The sequence below is a fragment of the Pseudomonas sp. Pf153 genome (assembly GCF_001269775.1).
Lineage (GTDB): Bacteria > Pseudomonadota > Gammaproteobacteria > Pseudomonadales > Pseudomonadaceae > Aquipseudomonas > Aquipseudomonas uvaldensis.
Genome location: NZ_LHVL01000012.1, coordinates 210,830 through 232,184, shown reverse-complemented (window position 1 = coordinate 232,184; position 21,355 = coordinate 210,830). Strand labels below are relative to the sequence as shown.

Genomic DNA, 21,355 nt, shown 5'->3' with positions numbered 1-21,355 from the left:
AGCGCTTCGGCTTTTAGATCCTCGATCTGGCATAAAAATGGCTTAAGTCGACAAGTGTTTTGTATACAAATTGAACAATAAATACACACACTTTAGATCCGCAAGCCTGAAGCGCCCTATCCCGTACAGGCTGCAGATGCCCCGTAACCAAGGATGCTCGCCTGCCGCGACGAAGATTGCCGAGCCACGGGCTCATGCACAGTCATCGCGGCCCCCGAGAATCAGGAGCCTGCCGGAATGCGTACAAGTCTCTCCAATAACATCGCGCTGGATCTACCCTCCTCTACTATCGCCCCGAATACCAAGCCCCCCGCTCCACTGACCCTGAGTCCCAGGCTGCATAACAGAGACCTGGCACCGACCAAGGCCGAAGGACGGCGCTGGGGTCGCTACAGTATCTTTGCCCTGTGGACCAACGACGTACACAACATCGCCAACTACTCCTTTGCCATCGGTCTGTATGCGCTGGGTCTGGGTGGCTGGCAGATCCTCTTGTCCCTGGGCATCGGTGCCGCGCTGGTGTATGGCTTCATGAACCTGTCCGGCTACATGGGGCAAAAAACCGGCGTGCCGTTCCCTGTGATCAGCCGGATCAGTTTCGGTATCCACGGAGCGCAGATTCCTGCATTGATCCGGGCGATCATTGCCATCGCCTGGTTCGGTATCCAGACCTACCTGGCGTCCGTGGTGTTCCGGGTGCTGCTGACGGCCATCCACCCAGGCTTCGCCGAATATGACCACAATTCGATCCTCGGCCTGTCGAGCCTGGGCTGGGTGTGTTTCGTGGCGATCTGGTTCGTGCAGTTGGTGATCCTGGCCTACGGCATGGAAATGGTGCGCCGCTATGAAGGTTTTGCCGGTCCAGTGATCCTCGTCACTGTCGCGGCCCTGGCCGGTTGGATGTACAGCCAGGCCGGCGCGACCATTGCCTGGTCGATACGCGACCCACTGACCGGGGGAGAAATGTGGCGCAACATCTTTGCCGGTGGTGCGCTGTGGCTGGCGATCTACGGCACGCTGGTGCTCAATTTCTGCGATTTCGCACGCTCCTCACCGTGCCGACGGACCATTATCGTCGGCAATTTCTGGGGTCTGCCGGTGAACATTCTGCTATTCGCCGGGATCACCGTCCTGCTGTGCGGTGCGCAGTTCCAGATCAACGGACAGATCATCGAGAGCCCGACTCAAGTCATCGCTTCGATCCCCAATACCTTTTTCCTGGTGCTCGGCTGCCTGGCGTTCCTGATCGTCACCGTGGCGGTGAACATCATGGCAAACTTCGTTGCCCCGGCGTTCGTGCTCAGTAACCTGGCGCCCAAATACCTGACCTTCCGCCGGGCCGGGCTGATCAGCGCCGCCATCGCCGTGCTGATTCTGCCGTGGAACCTCTACAACAGCCCTTTGGTAATCGTTTATTTCCTGTCCGGCCTGGGTGCGCTGCTCGGGCCACTGTATGGCGTGATCATGGTCGACTACTGGCTCGTCCGCAAAGGCCGGATCAATGTGCCACAGTTGTACAGCGAAGACCCCAACGGCGCGTACTACTACAGCAATGGCGTCAATCTGCGTGCAGTGGCGGCGTTCATCCCGGCGGCGCTGATTGCCATTGTCCTGGCGCTGGTACCCGGCTTCGACAGCATTTCACCGTTCTCTTGGTTGATTGGCGCCGGGATTGCTGGACTGCTTTACCTGATCATCGCCAAACGCCAGCCGTACTACGAAGACGTCAGCGGTGAGTCCATCGCTGTGGACAGCGTCAGTCATTGATTCGAAAGGAAAAGCTCATGCGAATTCTCGTGGTCAACGTCAACACCACCGACTCCATCACCCAGGCCATTGCCCGCCAGGCCCAGGCCGTGGCTGCACCGGGAACAGAGATTGTCGGACTCACCCCGCATTTCGGTGCAGATTCCATCGAAGGCAATTTCGAAAGTTACCTGGCCGCCATCGCGGTGATGGACCGGGTCATGTCCTACGACCAGCCATTCGACGCGGTGATCCAGGCCGGCTACGGCGAGCATGGCCGTGAAGGTTTGCAGGAGTTGCTGAACGTGCCGGTGGTGGATATCACCGATGCCGGCGCCAGCACCGCGATGTTCCTTGGCCATGCATATTCGGTGGTCACCACCCTGGACCGCACCGTGCCGCTGATCGAAGACCGTCTCAAGCTGTCCGGCCTGTTCGACCGCTGCGCCTCGGTACGGGCCAGTGGCCTGGCGGTGCTGGAGCTGGAGCAAGACCCACCGCGGGCAGTCGAAGCGATCGTGCAGCAGGCGGAACTGGCGGTGAGCCAGGACAAGGCCGAAGTCATCTGCCTGGGTTGCGGCGGCATGGCCGGGCTCGACGAACGGATCCGCCAGCGCACCGGAGTGCCGGTGGTGGATGGGGTGACCGCAGCGGTGACCATTGCCGAGTCTCTGGTGCGGCTGGGGTTGTCGACTTCCAAGGTGCGCACGTATGCGACACCGCGCCCCAAGACCATCATTGGTTGGCCGGGGCGGTTCGGGCGGTAAGACCGCATTGCCCTTATCGCGAGCAGGCTCGCTCCCACCCTGTTTTGTGGTGACTGCAATGTCAGTCACTACAGTCCCTGTGGGAGCGAGCCCGCTCGCGATGGGCCCACCTCGGTCCTGAGCCAGCCTACCTCACACCGCCCTGAACCGCTCTCCCCACCCCTGCTCGGCAAACTGTTCAATGATGAAGTCCACAAACGCCCGGGTCTTGCCCGGCAGCAATTTGTGCTCGGCGTAATAGATGGAGATGTTGCCATCGTCGACGTACCAATCCGGCAACACCCGCTGCAACGCCCCTGATTCCAGGTAAGGAACGGCCACCGGCATGCTCACCAGCCCTATGCCCAGCCCTTGGGCGGCGGCTGCACAGTCGGCTTCCGAGTCACTCATGGTCATGCGTGCCTTGAGCATCAGCGGGCTGTGTTGTCCTGTCCGGCTGGTCAGTTGCCACGAACGGATCCGCCCGGTTTGAGGCGAACGAATCAGAATGCCCTGGTGATGCGCCAGGTCGTCCGGCTCGCGCAGCGCGGCATGATTGTGCAAATAGTCCCGGGAGGCGACCAGGACCCGGTGAGCCACGGACAGCTTGCGCGCCACCACTCCCTGGGGCAGTTCAAAGCCGCCGCCGATGGCCGCATCGAAACCTTGGCCGATCAGGTCTACCTGACGATTGTCGAAATGCCAGTCCGGATTGATCGCCGGGTAACGCTGCAAAAACGCGCCCAGCAACGGCACGATGTACAGCCGGCCAAATGCCGTGCCCATGCTCACCTTCAATGTACCCGCCGGCTGACCGCCGGCGCTGGCCAGGTTGGCAACGGCGTTCTGGATGGTATTGAGACTGCCGCTCACCTCCTCCAGAAACAACTGACCGGCCTCGGTCAGTGTCAGGCGGCGAGTGCTACGCTGGAACAGGCGTACACCCAGCCGCGCTTCCAGCTTGGCTACACTTTTGCCCACGGCTGCCGGGGTGATGCTCAGGCGGCGTGCCGCTTCGGCAAAGCTACCGACTTCGGCGCTGCGCACAAAGCATTCGATACTGCTGAAAGTCTCCATAGCCGCCATTCTAAACTTTTGGTTTACACAGACTATATCAGTGACGGTCTACACAAGGTGCGGGCCGATCCGGATACTCCCCCCATCACCGTGGCATCTCGCCCCGGCATCCTTTGGAGAACACTATGAGCACGCAAACACTGAATGGAAAAGTCGCCTTGATCCAGGGCGGCTCCCGCGGCATCGGCGCCGCCATCGTCAAACGCCTGGCCGCGGAAGGCGCCGCGGTGGCTTTCACTTATGTCAGCTCCGCCGCCAAGTCCGAAGAATTGCAGAACAGCATCACCGCAGCCGGTGGCAAGGCCCTGGCAATCAAGGCCGACAGCGCCGACGCCGAGGCCATTCGCAACGCCGTCAGGGCCACCGTCGAAGCCTTCGGCGGTCTGGACATCCTGGTCAACAACGCCGGTATCCTGGCCATGGCCCCACTGGATGAGTTCAAACTGGAAGATTTCGACCAGACCCTGGCCGTCAACGTGCGCAGCGTGTTCATCGCCACCCAAGAGGCTGCACGCCACATGACCGAAGGCGGTCGGGTAATCAACATCGGCAGCACCAACGCCGACCGCATGCCCTTCGCCGGCGGCGCCACCTACGCCATGAGCAAATCTGCCCTGGTGGGCCTGACCAAAGGCCTGGCCCGCGACCTGGGCCCGCGTGGCATTACCGTCAACAACGTTCAGCCAGGCCCGGTGGACACCGACATGAACCCGGCGGACAGCGATTTCGCCGAAAGCCTGATGTCGCTGATGGCCATCGGACGCTATGGCAAAGTTGATGAAATCGCTAGTTTCGTCGCCTACCTGGCAGGCCCGGAAGCGGCCTATATTACCGGTGCGAGCTTGACTATCGACGGCGGTTTCGGCGCCTGATCGCTCCCCATGAAAAACGCCGGCCAGGGTTTCAACCGTGGCCGGCGTTTTTTGCCTCATGCCCTCAAGCCCACTCCAGTTCCGGCAAACCGCACAAGGCCGGTTGGAACAGCTTCAGCGAACGAATGATCCCGTCGGCATGGGCGTATTTTTCGTCGGCCATGGCCGAGTCCGGGACAGCGATGGCGGTCATGCCCGCCGCTTTCGCGGCCGTGACGCCAAATGGCGAATCCTCGAACACCAGGCAATCACGGGGAGCGACCCCCAGGCGACGGGCCGCGGTGAGAAAAATATCCGGCGCCGGTTTCGCCGCGCCCACTTCCGGATCATCCGCAGTGACGATGAAATCGAACAACGCGAACCAGTCCCGGTGCAAAGTGGTTTTCAGCTTGAACGTGTGACTCGACGAACTGGTACCCACCGCAATGGGAATGTCATGGGCCTTGAGATGCCGTACCAGTTCCTCGGCGCCGGGCATCCCCAGGGCATGAGGAAAACGCTCGCGCATCAGGGGTTCCCGGATCACCAGGAACTCCTCGGCAGTGATCGGCAGATCCAGGGCCTGGACCACATAACGGGCCAGATCCCCGGCGCCACGCCCAATGATGTTCTGCTTCACGCTCCAGTCGAAGGTGCGTCCGTAGCGCTCGGCAATAATGGACGTGACCTCGGTGTAGATGCCCTCGGTGTCGAGCAGCAGCCCATCCATGTCGAAAATCACAGCCTTGATCGGGCCAAACTCTTTGTGCGGTGCATTCATCGCATCTGATCCGTTATCAACACAACATTCCAGGGGATGGCTCAGGTGCGGCCAGGTGGGGTGTCTGCCTTAAAGGATTCAGCAGAATAACGAGGGGGGCGTGGAACAGGCAACGAAAAATCTTACAAGCCCGAGAAAGGAGCCTGTAGGAGCTGAATTGTCTTCATCCTGCTCCTACAGGATTAGTCGTTGTGATTGATTTATTGGCTCGAACCGCTGGAGCCACCCGAGCTGCCACCACTGTCGCTGGTGCCCGTGCCACCTCCACTGCTTGCGCCGCCACCCACGGAGCTACCGCCGCTCGTGGACCCGCTTCCCGTGCCGGGGCTGGTACTGCTGCCGCTGGCATCGCCGCCGTTCCCCCCGCTGACAGATCCCGGAGGCAAGGCGTTACCGTTGGCGCCGGACGTCGAGCCGGCATCCATCTGCGTAGAGGGCGGCATCCCGCCTTTGTCCACGGGCGCGTTGTCATCGGAGGACTGTGCGAAAACCGCCAGTGAACTGGCTGAAAGAATCCCGGCAAGTGTCAGCGCGGTCATGTGTGACTTCATCATGGTGAGTCTCCTTTTCAAGTTACCTACCTGATGTGTGGCCCTCATAACGGGTCAATGGTGCCCCGCAAGCGACAGGCGGCCTGGTCTTCAGCTGGGTTGGCCGGAAGCGTCGTCACCGGCGATATCCGGATCGTCCGGACTCGCCTCAATGTCCTCATCTTCGTTCGGTACCTGCTCTACGCCGGCGTCGTCATCAGGCGGTCGCTGGTCGCGCCCCAGGGAGTCGGTGGGCGATGGCAGCGGGTATTCCGGGGTTTCATCGTCGTCGGGAATAGGTGGGGCGGCGGTCATGACAAATCTCCTGAGGCGCACTACCCGGCCTCAATCGTAGGATTCTTCTTCAAGCTCGGCGTCTTCGTCGTCGATCAGAGGCACCTGGGCGTCATCCATCAAGGAACCAGGGTCTTCATTGCCCGGATCATTGACGAAAGGGACACCCGACGGGCCTTTTTCTTCCTGGCCTTCGGTTTCCGGCGTCATGGCACACCTCGTGATTGCAAATGGATGTATGGATTCGAGGCGGGAGCGAGATAAACGTTCCGGACAAATCCCGGGAAAAGAAAACCCGGCACGTGGCCGGGTCCTCTCATCCAGACATCACCTCAGCGATGCTTTCTTTTGTGCTTGTGCTTCTTGCCGGAATGACCGTCGTTGTCGTTGGACAGGTTGCTGCCCAATGCACCACCGGCCGCGCCGCCGAGGCCTGCGCCAATGGTAGAACCGGTGGAGCCGCCCAGGCGGTTGCCGATAATCGAACCACCGGCCGACCCCAGGCCGCCGCCGATGGCAGCTTCCGTACGGCTGCCCTTGCGAGCCCCTACCGCACTGCCGGCGGCACCGCCGACACCGGCGCCGATCGCGGCGCCCGTACTGCCGCCCATCTGCTGGCCGACCACATTACCCAATACCCCGCCAAGGCCACCGCCGATCGCGGCGGTACCATCGCCAGCCGCCATCGCGCCTTGAGCAACCAGAAGCCCAAGCACCAGGGTGGACAAAGTCAAACGCATGATAAAAACCTCAAGAATGCCGCATCGGGAGAGATGGCCGATGCGCGCGGGCGCGAGTTTACGCCAAACGGCTCAGCCATGCCGGTTGGACAACGAACGCGAGGGTAGTTTTATGACAGACAAAAAAAAGCCCGCTGGGGAAACGGGCAGGTACTGCTTTCTAACGGATGAGCTCAGGCTACGTGTGCGCGTGTGAAAGAAACGTGAAAGAAACGTCGATAAAAAAAGATGAAGAATAGTTACCCGATGGTCGATGCTGCCAGCGCCCTAACCCTTGGAAAGCACTTGCAAAAAGCCCCGTCCGCTGACGGGGCTGCGACTGATCCTATTTCCTGGCCGGCACCCTGGGCAGGAATTTGGCTCTTTCCCCTCGTTGCACTTTCGGCACCTTGGTCCTGATGGATTTGATCGGCTCGTCGCCAAAGTCGGCCCGATAGGCCGACTGACCACACTGCAACCCTTCATTGATCGGATAAACAGCTCCAATATCCTCGCTGTACGGTGTTCCCATTGCCTTCCCCTTTACGTCGAGACCGAGACCGGCAACAACCGATTGCCTGAAAATATCGATCCTCAGGCTTTGAGACTAGCCGGTCATCAACAGACCGCCTGTCCTATCCGCGCTTGACCGACGAATGGAAGCCACTGTTTCAAAAGGGAAACACTCAATCTGTGCGCATTATCGTCCGGCTCAGCACCCGGGAAACCTGATCGGCCGAGTAGGGCTTGGACAAGAACTCGAAACCTTCATGGCCACTGTGTGCCAGTTCCTCGCTGTAGCCGGACGTCAACACCACTGGCAGGTCCTCGCGACGTCGACGCAGCTCCTTGGCCAGCGCGATACCGCTGATACCCGGCATGACGACATCGGAAAATACCGCATCGAAGGCCATGGCATCCGGGCCGACCAGATCCAGTGCCTCCTCGGCGTTGGTAGCCCAGGCGGTTTCGTAACCCAGGTCCTGCAGGATCTGGTTGGCAAACCGCCCCACTTCCACATTGTCTTCCACGATCAATACGCGCCGCCTGCCCTTGTCCAGAATCAGGCGGGTGGTTTCTTCCTCCACCGGTCGCTGCACCCTTTCGGCCTCGACTTCCGGAAGGTACAAGGTGAATACCGTGCCTTGGCCGACAACGGTCGAAACATCGACGTTGCCGCCGGATTGCTTGGCAAAGCCGAACACTTGGGACAGGCCCAACCCCGTGCCCTTACCCACTTCCTTGGTGGTGAAGAAGGGCTCGAAGATGTGCTCAAGGAATTCAGACGCAATACCCGTACCGGTGTCTGCCAGGGCCACGGCGACAAAAGCCTGCCCGGATCCTGCATGACCACGGATCGGCGGCATGCCTGCACCGCATTTGAGCCGAAGCCACAGCGTGCCCTGACCACTCATGGCATCGCGTGCGTTCAACGCCATGTTGATCAGGGCCGTTTCGAACTGGCTCAGGTCCGCCCGGATGTAACAGGGCCGGTCGCACAGCTCGACCTTGACCTGCATCCGTGCCCCCGTGATGGTTTCCAGCATGTCTCCCAGGCTCTGCACTTGCTTGCCCACATCGATCACTTGCGGTTTCAAGGGCTGACGCCGGGCGAACGCCAGCAGTTGGCTGGTCAATTTGGCAGCGCGCTCCACCGTATCGGAAACCGCGCTCATGTAGCGCTGGCGACGTTCATCGGACAGATTGGGCATGCGCAGGAAATCGACAGAAGAACGAATGATGGTCAGCAGGTTATTGAAGTCATGGGCCACACCGCCCGTGAGCTGGCCAATAGCTTCGAGCTTCTGCGACTGGCGAAGCGCGGCTTCGGTCTGCTTCAGCCGCGTGGTACGCTCCTCGACCCGTTCCTCCAGCGTCGCGTTCAGTTCGGCCAGGGCCGCCAGCCCCTTGCGCACGGCCGCGTCGGCACGGGCTCGCTCAATGTGGGCCCAGGATCGCTCGGTGACTTCCATCAGCAGCGCCAGATCGTTCGAAGACCAGACCCGGGGCGTTCTATCATGGATCGCCATTAAAGCGGTCAATCGCCCGTTCTTGATCAGCGGGACGCAAATGGTGGCGGCGATACCGATCGATTGGAACGCCGCCGCTTCGTTCGGCGCCAGTTCCGCCAGATTGTCGTTGATCACCAGCGGTTTGCCGGCCCGCAGGTTGGCGACCGCCAGCCGACCGAAATCGGCCAGTCGGTAATGCCCGACGATGCTGGGCGAGCCCGCCCGGGCCCAGTCGCCACGAATCGTGAAGGCATCCTCGTCTTCCTCCATGTCCGCATACGCGCAATTGGACAGATTCAAGTGCGCCGCCAGGATGCGCGTGGTCGTTGCCATGATGGCCTGCGGATCGGTGGCGTTGGCCACCGCACTGCCAATGGCATCGAGAACGGCCAGGCGTTGGGTCATGAATACGGTCGACGTGGTCTCGGTGACGGTGTCAAGCATGCCCACGACATTGCCGTACTGATCACGGATGGGGCTGTAGCAGAAAGTGAAATAGGCCTGCTCAGGGCCGCCGCCCCGCTCGACGACCAAGGGGAAATTCTCGATATAGGTCGCTTGCCCATCGAATGCACCCTGCACGATCGGACCGATCTCGCTCCATGCTTCCTGCCAGATCTCGTCGAACCGACGGCCCAGCGCATCGGGTTTGTTGCCGAGGATCGCCATGAAGGCATCGTTGTACAGGGTAATCAGATCCGGCCCCCATACGATGGCCTTGGGAAAATGGGAGGCAAGGCTCAGCGCCACGGTGGTCTTCAGCACATCCGGCCATTGCTCCAACGGCCCGATGGAAGTGCTGGCCCAATCATAGCGACGTACCTGTGCGGCCATTTCTCCATAGCTTTGCAGCCAGTCTGTCATTGCGTTCGATCCCTCTCAGCCGCCCAACATCATCGAAGCGAAGTGCTTGTGTCCTTAAGCCGGGGCTTATTATCCCGCGCCGCGAAGGAATGTGCGATTGGATTGTGGAATTCGTGAGGATGCAAATGGGGGCATAAGCCTGGGACCGGGCGATGAGGCTACGGTCATTTCCTACAAATCTTTGGGAATCGCCTTTCCGGTCTATCCCTGGAATCACGAAGCCCTGACTGAGTCAGGGCCTTTGATTCACAGCCAGCCAAAACCGTTCGCCTTCATCCCGGCCAACCCAAAGTAGCGGCTGACCTCGCCACCGCAGGCATACCAGAAGGCACCGACATACAGGCCAAGGCCAGTGGTGATGCCGATTTTCTCGACGACTTTTTCCAAAAAGTGCACGCGACTCGCGGTGGCCGGCACCAGCACGGGAGCGCGACCTTGAGAATCGCCCGCACGAAGTAATAGCGGGAATCCAGCAACGCCGAACGATGCCAATGAACCTGATTACCACCGAGAAATTTCCAGAACGAACAGCCCACCACTTCCCCAATTACGCAAGCGGATGTGGCTTCGGACAGTGACCTGAACGAATTGCTATCCTGTCCCGAACGATCGATGGATCTGCTCCGGAGGACAACGTGAAAAACCTAGACCGCGCAAAACAGCCGTCGATAGCGGTTTCAGATCATCAAGGAACATAAGATGCTCATTATCTTCAGCGGTCTTCCGGGTACTGGAAAAACGACTATCGCAAGTGACCTTGCCGCCACAGTTGGCGCTGTGTATCTGCGAATCGATACGATCGAGCAGGCCATCCGGAACGAGGGGGTACTGGCTCATGGAGTGGGACGCAGCGGTTATCGGGTCGCCAACGAGCTGGCTCGGGGTAATCTGCGCATCGGCAGCACGGTCATCGTCGATTGCGTAAATCCTGTAGCCGAAAGCCGCGAGGCGTGGAGCACAATCGCCAGACAGTCAGGTGTTGAGCTAGTGGATATCCAAGTGATCTGTTCGGATAAGCAGGAACACCAACGGCGGGTAGAAACCAGGCAGATCGATATTCCCGGGCTGACTCCGCCAAGCTGGCAGTCAGTCCAGAATCATGAATATGAAGCTTGGGATCACGCGCCGTTCAGCATAGACACAGCCCTGGTATCTTCAACGGAAGCAGTTGCCATGATCATGGGGCGTTTTTTTCGTGCCTACGCTCAATGATCCGTCTTGCCGTGGCTGACTTGATACATTCCTGACGCGGCCTTGCGCTCGAGCCAATCCTCCCGCTTCATTTCCCAGATTTCCTTGAGCATCGGCCCACAAACGAAATCCCCCTGCCCCGTCGCAATCAGGCGCATGCCTTCGCGCTCCGACACCCTGCGCGATGCCTGGTTGCCCACGGCCTTGGGTACCTGCATGACGGGGCGTCCCAGGGTTTCGAACCAATAGGCGTTGATGGCCTCGCAGGCTTCGCGCATGTAGCCGTTTCCCTGCCATTGAGGGGCGAGCCAGAAGCCTCGGTTGTTGCCGGGCTGGTCGTACAGGCTGATACTTCCCACGCTGTGCGCCGGTTCTTCGCACCTGCGAATCATCCAATGCCATTCACGGCCCGCTTCTATGGCGGGGAGCGCGTGGTCGCGGATGTAGGTCAGCGCGCCGTCGTCCGGATAGGGCCAAGGCACGCGGCTGTCGAGATAGCGCACCACGTCCCAGTGAGGAAATAACTGCTGGATAGCCGGTGCGTCGTTCAGCTGCAGGGGCGTGAGGATGAGGCGCCGAGTCTGGAGCACGGGGATGGTGTCCACGATAAAGTTCCTTTTTACTTCTCAGGCTTGGTAAACCCGTTCATCCATCGCTTCAGTGGTGACTGGCATGATATCCCACGTTTATTTAGGTATACGCGACTTCGATCGTGCCTTCGCCTTTTATTCAAAGATAATGGCTGACTTGGGCCTCACGTTGAAATTCTGCGAGGCGAGCAAGGCTTGGGCCGGTTGGGTCGCGCCAGCCTCTCCCCGCCCGATCTTCGTCATAGGCACGCCGTTTGACGGCAACGCCAGTGAGCCGGGCAACGGACAGATGGTAGCTCTACTCGCGCCCAACCGAGAGGCTGTCAGGAAAACCCACGCTACAGCGTTGGCTTCCGGGGCCACCTGTGAAGGCCCTCCAGGGTTAAGACCCCACTATCACCCCGATTATTACGGTGCCTACTTTCGAGACCTTGACGGCAACAAACTGTGCGTTTGCTGTCATGATCCTGAAGCAGCCTAGTGGCGCTCAATGGAATCGGGGCTCTCAGGGAAACGATATGAAAAAACAAGCCGCCTGTCTTGTGCCGTTCGCTTTGGCACTCTTGGTCCTGTGCGATCCCCTACAAGCAGCCACCTGGCAAATCTGCCGTCTGGAACTGCACATTACCGACGTACTTAAACGGCCTTTCCCACAACTACAAGCCAAGGTCCTGACGGCAAGTCCGAAGTCGACCACGGTGGAGTGCCCAAAGGAAGGGACGACACTCACGTTCACGCCGGAAACGGCCGACTACCAGGCCACGCTTCCCCGTCGGCAATGGCCCAGGAAGGGGCAGTCGGTGCGGGTCGACTACCGCTACCTGGACGGTATCTGCAAAGGCGATGGCAACAGTCATGCCTGTCGTATCGAGCACTACCCGTTCGGACGCTAGGTATACGAAACCTAAGCCCTCAACCCGTCACACACCCCTGGGGCACCTTCCCGGCAAAGCTGTCCACCAGACTGGCCACCACCATTTCTCCCATGCGCGTGCGGGTCTGCAACGTTGCGCTGGCGCGATGGGGTTGCAGGACGACATGTTCATTGCCAAACAACGCTTCGGGAACGTTCGGTTCGTCGACGAACACATCCAGCGCCGCGCCGGCGATGTCTCCGGCGTTCAGTGCTGCGACCAGATCGGTCTCGTTGACCAGCTTGCCCCGGGCCACGTTGATCAGATAGCCGCCCTTCCCCAGGGCTTGCAGCACTTGGGCGTCGATGATCGCTTCGGCCTTGTCGGCGGCAGCGGCGAGAATCAGTGCATCACTCTCGCTCGCCAGTTGCTTGAGATCGGCAACGAACCGGTGGCTCACGTCATTCATGGGTTGCAGGTCGGTATAGCTGATGGCGCATCCGAACGCGGCGGCGCGGATCGCCACTGCGCGACCGACGCGGCCCATGCCGACGATGCCGATGCGCATGCCCGACACCTGACGGGCCAATGGCAGCGGCGCCAACGGTGTCGGGCTTTGAGGCCATTGGCCGGAGCGTACGTAGCGATCACCGGTGCACAAGCCACGGCACACAGCGATCAATAATCCGATGGCCAGGTCGGCGACGTCCTCGGTCAATGCACCAATGGTGGCAGTGACACGAATGCCACGATCCCTGGCGTAGGCCAGGTCCACTGCGTCGGTGCCTACGCCGTTGACCGCGACCACCTCCAGTCCGGGCAGTTGTGCCATGAGCGCCTGGCTGATACCGGTGTGCCCGCCGGTGATCACACCGCGAATGTTGGCGCCATGTTCCTGCACATAGGCGGTTTTGTCAGCCTGTTCGAAATAACGCCGAATGGTAAACAGCTCGTTGAGCCGGGTATTGATTTCAGGGATCAGGATCGGGCTGAGCTGCAAGACTTCTGGCTTCATGGGGACCTCGCGTAGCGAATAAAAACGCCGGCTCAACCGCGGCCGGCAAAGGGCATGGCGGTGGCCATGACGGTCATGTTCAGAACGTTGGCCGACAGCGGCAGGCTGGCGATGTAGCGCACCGCGTCAGCCACATGACTGACGTCGAACATCGGTTCCACCGCGACGGTGCCGTTGGCCTGGCGCACGCCTTTGGTCATGCGCACCGACATCTCCGTCAGGGCGTTGCCGATGTCGATCTGGCTGCAGGCGATGTTGAATTCGCGGCCATCCAGGGCCAGTGATTTGGTCAGCCCCAGTACCGCGTGTTTGCTGGCGGTATAGGCACTGCTGAAGGGTCGTGGCGTATGAGCGGAAATCGAACCGTTGTTGATGATGCGTCCGCCTTGGGGTTGTTGCCGGCGCATCAGCCCGAACGCGCCACGGGCGCAGAGGAAAACCCCGTTGAGGTTGGTGTCGATCACGTTGCGCCATTGTTCGAAAGTCAACTCATCCAGAGGCACAGCCGGGGCGTTGATCCCGGCGTTATTGAACACAACGTCCAGACGTCCGTAGACCTCAGCGATGGTTGCAAACAGCGCATCGACACTGACCGGATCACGCACATCGGTGGGTACCGCCAACGCTTCACGACCCTCGGCGGCGGCCAGTTCGACCAACGCTTGCAAGGGTTCCGGGCGGCGTCCCGCCAACACCAGGGTGAATCCGTCCTGCATCAGCCCCAAGGCTACGGCGCGACCGATGCCGCTGCCGGCACCAGTCACCAGCGCTACTTTCAAGGTGTTGGACATGTGGTGCTTCCTTTCTCAAATCAGTAGGACGATTGCCAGGTTCACGGGCGCGGGCCGACGCGCATTTCCAGTTGACCGATGCCATCGATGCCAGCGGTGACGACATCTCCCGGCAGCAACAGATCGACGCCCGCCGGGCTGCCGGTCATGATCAGGTCACCGGCCCTGAGGGGCACCGATTGGGAAATGCGGCTGATGACTTCGCTGACCGACCAGATCTGGCTGTCGAGACTGTCGCGCTGGCGTTCCTCGCCGTTCACGCTCAACCACAATTCGCCTTGCGGATGCCCGGCTTGCGCCACCGGCACAATGGCGGTCATTGGCGCGGCGCCATCGAACACTTTGGCGCCCTCCCATGCCAGGCCGTTGCGCTTGGCCATGCGCTGGACATCACGTCGCGTCAGATCAAGGCCCACCGCGTAGCCCCACACATAGGCCAGGGCCTGGCTTTCAGGAATGTGAGCACCGCCCTCGCCGATGGCGACGACCAGCTCGATTTCGTGAACGAATTCCTCCGTCACGGACGGATAAGCCATCTCACCCACCGCCTCTATCACGCTGCTCGCCGGCTTCATGAAGAACACTGGCGGTTGTCGGGACTGGCCTTGAGTGTCTGGCCAAGGGTAATTGCGGCCGACGCAAAATACCCGGCCCACGGGAAACCGCTGGGGGCTGCCGGCTACCGGCAAGGTCACGGGCAGGTCGGGCGTAAAGACGTACTCGGGCATGTTCATTCTGATTAAAGTCCTGATGGAAGGATCAGCGTACGGCGGCTGTCTGTTGCGAAGTTGGACGAAAGCCGCCTCGTATTGGAGAAATCGGTTGTCTTGACTCAGCGAACCTTGAGTTCGATGCGATAGAGGCGACCGAGCAGCAATGAGTAAGACAAGGTGCCGATCAGCGCGACACCGCCGATGAACCAGAAGGCCAAGGCAAACGAGCCGGTCTTGTGGACGATCGCGCCGATCACGATGGGGGTGACAATGCCGCCGATATTGGCGGCCAGGCTGGTGATCCCGCCGGTCAACCCGATCAGTTCCTTGGGCGCCACTTCCGACACCGCCGCCCAGGAAGACGACGCAATACCCTGGGCGAAGAAGGCAATCGTCAGCACGGCGATGCAGATCGCGTTCGAATCGGTGAAGTTCACCAAGACGATGGACATGCCCAGCATAGAGCCCACCACCAGCGGCAGCTTGCGGGCGAAAGACAGCGAGTAGCCTCGACGGATCAGCAAATCGGAAACGATCCCCGCCAGCAGAATGCCCACCGTCGCGCCCACGAATGGCATCACCGCAAAGATTCCGGCCTTGATCGTCGTCAGTTGACGCTCTTCGATGAGGTACGTCGGGAACCAGGTGAGAAAGAAATACAGCGCCGAGGTGCTGGCGAATTTGCCGATGCAGATCGCCCAGACCTGCCGATAGCTGAACAGTTCGGCAATCTGTCGCCAGTTGAAGCGGGTGCGTTCCTGACTGCTCTTGACCAGTCCGCCCCCGGCCTCGATGTACTTCAGCTCTTCCTTGCTGACTTTCTTGCAGTTCATCGGGTCGCGATACAGGAACAGCCAGGCCACGCCAAAAACGATACCGAGGGCGCCCGTGCTGTAGAACACATGACGCCAGTCGAAAGTAGTCGCCAGCCAGAGCAACGCACCGGTAAACAGTGCGGTGCCCAAGTACTGGCCGCAGACGTAGATGCTACTGGCCATGCCCCGCTCCCGCGCCGGGAACCACACTGTGACCGCCCGACTGTTGGCCGGAAACGCCGGTGCCTCCATGGCGCCCACGGCCAGACGCAGGCCGAACAGTGAAGCGAATCCCGTGGCGAAGCCCTGGCACACGGTGACTGTCGACCAACTGATCAGCGACACCCCATAGGTAACCCGAGACCCGAAGCGGTCGGCGATGAATCCGGCGGGCACCAATGCAATGGCGTAGGTCCAGGCAAAAGCAGAAAAGATCAGGCCCATTTCAATCTTGTCCAGGCCCAGGTCCTTGGCCAGGAATGGCGCCGCAATCGAGATGTTCACCCGATCGATGTAGTTGATGATCGTCGCGATCAGCAGCAGCGACAGCATGAACCAGCGCCGACGGGACGGTAGCCTGATCGACGCCGCGGTATCTCGGGCGCGGGCCAGCGCTGGCGATGCGCCAGCGCGGGAAGTTTGTGAACTCGACATGGATAAGCCCTCGTTATTGTTAGAAAAATCGAGAGCCCGACAGTGGTCGTACAACCAAACAAAATCAACGAAGGTGTTAGATCATTTTTTACCTTTGCCACCGCGAGTGAAAAACCTGTCCAAAAAGCAAAAGCCAGTGAAAACTTTCAGGGAGGCGCCGAAAACCTACTAACCGATTGTTTTTAAAACAAAAATTATTTGAGAGTATTTTTTGAATTTTGGACAGCGCCTCTTTCCCTTGTTTGAAAATAAATTTCTCCCTTAGCCACGTCATCGTACGACTCCTTGAAAATCACATGACAGCCCCGTCACAATCAACGCCTCCCTCCGTACCAGTCGAGGTTCCCCAGGAGATGTCATCACCGAGCCAGGTCCCCACCTATTTCATGCAACAACGCAGCGAACTGACGGACTTCTACATCCGCGACAAAAAGGGCCGGCGAGCCGAAACCAGTCCCCATCGTCACGAATATTTCCAGATCCAGATCAACCTCGGCGGCGACACCGTGCAACATATCGGCAACGTCCAGCGCCCATTTCCCCGTAACACACTGGCTTTCATCCTGCCCCATCGCGTGCATGTGATTCCGCATCCGGCGGACAGCAGCTTCATCGTGATCAACTTTTCCCAGACCTTCCTGTTGCCGCATCTGCAATGCGACCCGATGGACCTGGAGGAAGTCTCGATTCTCCTGGCCCCCGAGTTATCGCCGTTCCGTTTCCAGGAGCACCTGGATTTCATTCTGGACCAGGAGGATTTCAGTAAGGTCTGCGGGTTGATCGAGCAAATGCGCGTGCTGGATGAAAACCGTCAATTCGGCACCCGGGAAATGCTCAAGGGTTTGCTGCTGCAACTGATCGGCAGCGTCTGTGCCTTGTATGCCGAGCCGCTCAAGCGATTGGCCGAAGAAAACGCCGCCGAAATCAGCCGGCGCGATGCGTTGGGCAGGATGTCCGAATACCTGCGCAAGAACATCGCCGACCCCGATCTCAACCTGATAAAGGTCGCCGCCGCGACTTACCTGTCGCCCACTTACCTGACCCATTGGTTGCGCAAGGAAATCGGCAAGACCTTCACCGAACTGGTGCTTGAGCGCAGGATGCATGCGGCGCGAAATTACTTGCTCAACGGCACCCGCCCGGTGGGCGAAGTGGCGAGGTTGTGCGGGTTCGCCGACGAAGCTTATTTTTCCAGGCGCTTTCGCCAGATACATGGCCTGCCGCCAGGGCAGTTCAGGCGCCAGCAGCTCAACCCGGACACACCGCAGTCGGCGTTGAATACCTGAGCGGCGCCGCACCTACGACGTTTCACACGTCGATTGCCCCTCGAAGGTAAAAAAAAACGGCTCGTTATCCAACGAGCCGTTTCATGTACTTCCCTGCAAATCAACGCAGGATCAACACCGCCGCTACAGCGATCACAACTACAACGCCAAACACCATGCGTGCGATCCAGGGTGCCGTGAGCCAGACTCCGGTAACCCCGGCAATCTGACCGACGTTTTTCTCCGTCAGCCGGAAACTTGGTTCCCGGAAAGGGTTGCCACAATGTGGGCAGGCGTAGGCCTTGTCAGAGATCCGGGAAGCGCATTCAGGGCAATCGATCAGACTCATTGTGCGTCCTCTGAGGAGTTGAATTTCTGGCCTTCGAAAGACCATGCCTGACAGCTTTCGTTCTGAATCGCCAACGCATTGAACACGAAACGCCTGGGTCGCCTGTCAGACAACGGGGATATGGGTATTGATACTGTCGAACTTCTTGTATTTCCAACTGAACCCGTCTCGTTGCACGGGTGCGAAACTCTTGAACCAATCCACCCAGTTACTGGCGGATGGCATCCACCAGCCCTTGACGGTATTTCCCCAGTGCGCAAGGCCGAGCTCGGAAATCAGGTAATGACTATGGCTGACACAGTTCTGATACTGAGTGTTCGCCAAAGGAAGGTTTGGCCAGAAAGCGTCGTAAGTGGTCTTGGTCTTTTTCAGCTTGGCTGCAAGGGCCCTGTACTTCTTCACGAACTGCTTGTTGACACCGATATAGTAAACGTAAGTCGTAGAGCTCCCCGTGGTACGGGCCCAGTCCATTTCCCCAAGACTCCCTGTATTGAACTCCCAGCCGTCCTCACTGATACCTGTCAGCGTGATGTTCTCGCCTACGATCAGGAAAGTCGTGGCATGCCCATCCTCGACAAGCTTTCCAAGGGTCTTCTTCCAGGCGCCCAGGCTGAAGGGGCTGAATCCTTTCCCTACACCGCTCCATGTAAGTATTGAATAACAAATGCCGAAAATGCCCGCCGCGCCGCTGATCTTTTCCAGACTGGCCACTAAATGAGTTCCTTTTCTTTTGGTCATTCCATGACTCCCCGGCTTACTTTTCGGTGCGACCGGTGGGATTTTGCTGGTCAAGGCAAGGCTAGGACATGATATGAGCCCATGCCAGCCTCCTCGCAGAGAAAGGCCGCTATCGGGTTGGCTTCACGCGAACCATGAGATCGTTCAGCACAAAAGTATCCAGAAACGCCTTCACGTCGATAACCTGCCCATCCTTGAACGTCATATGCCAAAGATAGGTGTTGTTATAGGGCTTGCGATCCAGTGCTGTCGCTTCCCCACGCCATAGCACCACCACGACATCGTCATCGGCCACGATACTTTCGACGGTTGGGTAAATGGGTGTCGCCAGCCGGGCGCTGATGGGACGTACGGCGCGCTCCATCAAATCGACCTTACTGCCATACACGGCGGAAACGGGGCTGGATCCGGCGACAGTCCACGTCGCATCAGGCGCCAGCAAATCGAAAACGGTGCCCCTGCCGTGCTGCCAATCCGCGAACGCCTGGCGCACCCGATGTGCATTGGCTTCCTGGCTGGCGGTTTGCGAAGCCAACGCCGCGCCCGTTGAAAGTACCAGGCACACCGCAAGCGCTTTAAGGCGCACCGCTGGACTCATCCAAATGAACATGATGTTTTCTCCCGGCGATTAAGCTGATAAGACTCTCTTCAGGAAAACCTTAACCCTATGTACCGGGATGCTTTTGCTCGATACTGCCGTGGGGTTGCACGATGCTGTTTGAGCGGTCACGTTCACTCAATGTCGAGACGAAATGTTCATGGAACGCCAGTGCAGCCAGGTTCTTGTCCTTGGCCTCCAGCATGATGTCGAAGCGGTCCAGAAATTTGAGGGCATAATCGTTCGTCCAACGATTCCACATCCGGGCGCTGTGACCATATAGATCACGCTTGGAAACCACCTTGAGCAACGCCTCCATTTCCAATTTGTGCTCGGCGTCAAAGCCCAGGTCCTGGAGGCGCTCCGGCGGCTGTGAGTAATGCATGGTGGGCCGCACACCGCGCCAACTATCGATAATGCGTTCGACCCGTTGCGCATCCGGGGCAATGTAGTCGTTTTCGTTGATCCAGCAGTGATGAATATCCAGGACAACCGGCGCCAGATCCGCCAGTTGCAGACAGTCATCCACCCCGTAAGTCTTCTCTTCGTTCTCGAAGGTGATGCAATTGCGCGCCACCTCCGATAACCGTGACCAGACAGAACGGACCCCTTCGCTACCCAGCCGACCGGCTATATGGACATTGCATTTGAAATCCTGGAAGCGACGGCCGTAGCCCATCATCCTGATCATGTCGGCGTGGTACTCGAATTCGGCGATGCTGTTCTCGACCACTGTCGGCTTGTCCGAACCCAACACGCAATACTGGCCGGGATGAAACGACAGGCGAACATCCGCGGCGCGTGCTGATAGACCAATCGCGGCGAAGCGTTCCTCCAGCAGGCTCTGGATCATGCGGTCCTGATAAAAACCGCGCACCTTTTCGTGGCTGTAGAAAGGCAACAGGTCGCTGCTCAATCGAAGCATGCGCAACGAGGGTGGCAGCTCGGCCACATAGGCAATCAAGCGCATCTGGGCTTCGAGGTTGTGGACCACGATGTCGACCAACCTGTCGCGGGCCACCTGCGGCGCGACCCCATCCATCCAACGCAGCGTGGTGGTGCGGGGGTTGAAGGGGCTTTCGATTGTCTTCAGTTCGCTCGCCGACAGGCCTTGCGCGGGATGTCGGTATTGGCAAGCGAAACCGATACGGGGATGAGGCATGGGACGTCCTGGCCATTGGGGATCCTGTTGGCGATAGACATCCCGATTGACCAGTCGTCCCTTTCGATTCGAAGGGTCCGTTCCGCGATCTATTGGGGGACGTGCTTGGACATGGCTGCCTTGAGCGCATCGGAAACCAGGCCGACCAGGATGGGCTTGGCGTTCGACTCCATATAGCGGCCGATCCCGGCCTGCCGCTCCCTGACCTGCGGCGCATATTTTGAAGCGCGACCTTCGGAGGCAAGCGATGACAGTTCTTCCCTGGAGAACGACCTCTCATAAGCTGCTGCAAGGCTTTCATCCCATTTGGGTTGATATTTCGGCAGCAACGCATTGATCTCGTCGGACACCGCGCTGTTTGCACTCGCATTCCCCAGCTTTTGAGCGATCATTGCGTAAGTGGTAGTGCTTTTCGCGGTCAGGAGCGCAAGGGAAGAGAGCTTCTTGCCCAGTCCGGTTTGAGCAACGAGGGCGCGGGCGTCATCCAGGGAGGAAGGCCCGGCGCAGGCGGGGTTCGAGAACGCAATGAGCGTACTCAGCGCGATTGCGCTGCACAAAATCCTTTTCATCTTTCATATCCAATTACGGGAAAGCAGTCGGGCTCTAGCTTAGTTTCATCCGGAGGGCGGTGCCAGAGGGGATTCAGCGCTGGAGTGAGCTGGCGACCAGGACCGAAGAACGCTCCGCTTGAACAGCTTGAATCCCACGCTGTTCCCATATCCACGTTTTTCACGACGCCAAAAACCACAAACCCCCGACTTTCTCCAGGAAAATCAGGGGTTTGTGCTTGCAGAATTTGGCGGTGAAGGAGAGATTCGAACTCTCGATACAGTTTCCTGTATACACACTTTCCAGGCGTGCTCCTTAAGCCACTCGGACACTTCACCGTGTCTCGGCAAACTGTTCAGTCTGTCGAGGCGCGCTAATGTAGTCGAAAGGCTTTCCGATGGCAAAGGTTTTTTTCAGAATTTTCATGCGGTTAAAGGGATCGGGGTTCCAA

Annotated in this window: 24 protein-coding genes, 1 tRNA gene and 1 pseudogene; 7 read left to right on the top strand and 19 right to left on the bottom strand. The window is 59.1% G+C overall.

From position 1 onward, the window contains the following. The first annotated feature begins 237 nt into the window (after positions 1–237). Together AD666_RS08880 and AD666_RS08875 are read left to right on the top strand one after the other, a co-directional pair. The gene (locus tag AD666_RS08880; protein ID WP_053150373.1) at positions 238–1,767 is read left to right on the top strand and encodes an NCS1 family nucleobase:cation symporter-1; all 1,530 of its coding nucleotides are present in this window, start codon (positions 238–240) and stop codon (positions 1,765–1,767) included. A 17-nt stretch (positions 1,768–1,784) separates the two neighbouring features. Beyond that, positions 1,785–2,513, top strand: coding sequence for an aspartate/glutamate racemase family protein (locus AD666_RS08875; RefSeq protein WP_053150369.1), 729 nt, complete (start codon positions 1,785–1,787; stop codon positions 2,511–2,513). A 132-nt stretch (positions 2,514–2,645) separates the two neighbouring features. On the opposite strand, the gene AD666_RS08870 is transcribed toward AD666_RS08875, so the two are convergent. Continuing rightward, on the bottom strand, positions 2,646–3,569 hold the full coding sequence (locus AD666_RS08870; protein WP_053150367.1) for a LysR family transcriptional regulator: 924 nt from the start codon (positions 3,567–3,569) through the stop codon (positions 2,646–2,648). Between the two features lie 125 nt (positions 3,570–3,694). Here AD666_RS08870 and AD666_RS08865 point away from each other — a divergent pair, with 125 nt between their 5' ends. Then, positions 3,695–4,441 (top strand): 3-oxoacyl-ACP reductase family protein, encoded by a 747-nt coding sequence (locus AD666_RS08865; protein ID WP_053150363.1) that lies wholly within the window; start codon positions 3,695–3,697, stop codon positions 4,439–4,441. 64 nt (positions 4,442–4,505) lie between these two features. On the opposite strand, the gene AD666_RS08860 is transcribed toward AD666_RS08865, so the two are convergent. The 7 genes and pseudogenes from AD666_RS08860 to AD666_RS25930 all read right to left on the bottom strand — a co-directional run. Then, positions 4,506–5,201, bottom strand: a complete 696-nt coding sequence (locus tag AD666_RS08860) for an HAD-IA family hydrolase (protein WP_053150360.1) — start codon at positions 5,199–5,201, stop codon at positions 4,506–4,508. A 200-nt stretch (positions 5,202–5,401) separates the two neighbouring features. Beyond that, complete coding sequence (locus tag AD666_RS08855; protein ID WP_053150357.1) at positions 5,402–5,755, bottom strand: hypothetical protein; 354 nt, start codon at positions 5,753–5,755, stop codon at positions 5,402–5,404. 87 nt (positions 5,756–5,842) lie between these two features. Beyond that, a complete protein-coding gene (locus AD666_RS08850; protein WP_053150354.1) occupies positions 5,843–6,046 on the bottom strand; it encodes a hypothetical protein in 204 nt (67 codons plus the stop codon). 30 nt (positions 6,047–6,076) lie between these two features. Further along, on the bottom strand, positions 6,077–6,235 hold the full coding sequence (locus tag AD666_RS26600; protein WP_172679609.1) for a hypothetical protein: 159 nt from the start codon (positions 6,233–6,235) through the stop codon (positions 6,077–6,079). Positions 6,236–6,357: 122 nt separating this feature from the next. After that, positions 6,358–6,765, bottom strand: a complete 408-nt coding sequence (locus AD666_RS08845; protein WP_053150353.1) for a glycine zipper domain-containing protein — start codon at positions 6,763–6,765, stop codon at positions 6,358–6,360. Between the two features lie 665 nt (positions 6,766–7,430). Beyond that, on the bottom strand, positions 7,431–9,620 hold the full coding sequence (locus AD666_RS08835) for a response regulator (protein ID WP_053150345.1): 2,190 nt from the start codon (positions 9,618–9,620) through the stop codon (positions 7,431–7,433). Positions 9,621–9,911: 291 nt separating this feature from the next. Beyond that, a pseudogene (locus AD666_RS25930) lies at positions 9,912–10,147 on the bottom strand (sterol desaturase); the annotation flags it as partial. Positions 10,148–10,319: 172 nt separating this feature from the next. Between AD666_RS25930 and AD666_RS08830 the strand changes: the two are divergent. After that, entirely contained in the window at positions 10,320–10,832 is a 513-nt protein-coding gene (locus tag AD666_RS08830; protein ID WP_053150343.1) for an AAA family ATPase, read from the top strand. On the opposite strand, the gene AD666_RS08825 is transcribed toward AD666_RS08830, so the two are convergent. Further along, positions 10,826–11,416: a GNAT family N-acetyltransferase gene (locus tag AD666_RS08825; protein WP_053150339.1), complete on the bottom strand. Its 591-nt coding sequence runs from the start codon at positions 11,414–11,416 to the stop codon at positions 10,826–10,828. The two genes, AD666_RS08830 and AD666_RS08825, sit on opposite strands and share 7 nt — an antisense overlap. Before the next feature lie 67 nt (positions 11,417–11,483). Between AD666_RS08825 and AD666_RS25925 the strand changes: the two genes are divergently transcribed. After that, the gene (locus AD666_RS25925) at positions 11,484–11,882 is read left to right on the top strand and encodes a VOC family protein (RefSeq protein WP_082339709.1); all 399 of its coding nucleotides are present in this window, start codon (positions 11,484–11,486) and stop codon (positions 11,880–11,882) included. Positions 11,883–11,919: 37 nt separating this feature from the next. Beyond that, positions 11,920–12,294, top strand: a complete 375-nt coding sequence (locus tag AD666_RS08820) for a hypothetical protein (RefSeq protein WP_053150336.1) — start codon at positions 11,920–11,922, stop codon at positions 12,292–12,294. A 19-nt stretch (positions 12,295–12,313) separates the two neighbouring features. Here the strand turns inward: AD666_RS08820 and AD666_RS08815 are convergent, their stop codons facing one another. From AD666_RS08815 to AD666_RS08800, 4 genes are all read right to left on the bottom strand, one after another. Further along, the gene (locus AD666_RS08815) at positions 12,314–13,270 is read right to left on the bottom strand and encodes a 2-hydroxyacid dehydrogenase (protein WP_053150332.1); all 957 of its coding nucleotides are present in this window, start codon (positions 13,268–13,270) and stop codon (positions 12,314–12,316) included. Positions 13,271–13,302: 32 nt separating this feature from the next. After that, positions 13,303–14,061 (bottom strand): SDR family oxidoreductase, encoded by a 759-nt coding sequence (locus tag AD666_RS08810; RefSeq protein ID WP_053150329.1) that lies wholly within the window; start codon positions 14,059–14,061, stop codon positions 13,303–13,305. Between the two features lie 41 nt (positions 14,062–14,102). Beyond that, complete coding sequence (locus AD666_RS08805) at positions 14,103–14,795, bottom strand: fumarylacetoacetate hydrolase family protein (RefSeq protein ID WP_053150326.1); 693 nt, start codon at positions 14,793–14,795, stop codon at positions 14,103–14,105. Positions 14,796–14,893: 98 nt separating this feature from the next. Further along, on the bottom strand, positions 14,894–16,243 hold the full coding sequence (locus tag AD666_RS08800; RefSeq protein ID WP_053150323.1) for an MFS transporter: 1,350 nt from the start codon (positions 16,241–16,243) through the stop codon (positions 14,894–14,896). A gap of 353 nt (positions 16,244–16,596) precedes the next feature. Between AD666_RS08800 and AD666_RS08795 the strand changes: the two genes are divergently transcribed. Next, entirely contained in the window at positions 16,597–17,529 is a 933-nt protein-coding gene (locus AD666_RS08795) for an AraC family transcriptional regulator (RefSeq protein ID WP_053150320.1), read from the top strand. A gap of 100 nt (positions 17,530–17,629) precedes the next feature. Here the strand turns inward: AD666_RS08795 and AD666_RS25920 are convergent, their stop codons facing one another. From AD666_RS25920 to AD666_RS08770, 6 genes are all read right to left on the bottom strand, one after another. Beyond that, positions 17,630–17,857: an integrase gene (locus tag AD666_RS25920; RefSeq protein ID WP_082339707.1), complete on the bottom strand. Its 228-nt coding sequence runs from the start codon at positions 17,855–17,857 to the stop codon at positions 17,630–17,632. Between the two features lie 105 nt (positions 17,858–17,962). Beyond that, a complete protein-coding gene (locus AD666_RS08790) occupies positions 17,963–18,595 on the bottom strand; it encodes a hypothetical protein (RefSeq protein WP_156315926.1) in 633 nt (210 codons plus the stop codon). 109 nt (positions 18,596–18,704) lie between these two features. Further along, complete coding sequence (locus AD666_RS08785) at positions 18,705–19,205, bottom strand: nuclear transport factor 2 family protein (protein ID WP_232777505.1); 501 nt, start codon at positions 19,203–19,205, stop codon at positions 18,705–18,707. 55 nt (positions 19,206–19,260) lie between these two features. Beyond that, the gene (locus AD666_RS08780; protein ID WP_082339706.1) at positions 19,261–20,355 is read right to left on the bottom strand and encodes a UV damage endonuclease UvsE; all 1,095 of its coding nucleotides are present in this window, start codon (positions 20,353–20,355) and stop codon (positions 19,261–19,263) included. Positions 20,356–20,444: 89 nt separating this feature from the next. Next, on the bottom strand, positions 20,445–20,924 hold the full coding sequence (locus tag AD666_RS08775; protein ID WP_053150314.1) for a hypothetical protein: 480 nt from the start codon (positions 20,922–20,924) through the stop codon (positions 20,445–20,447). A gap of 228 nt (positions 20,925–21,152) precedes the next feature. Then, positions 21,153–21,242, bottom strand: a tRNA-Ser gene (locus AD666_RS08770). Positions 21,243–21,355 lie beyond the last annotated feature (113 nt).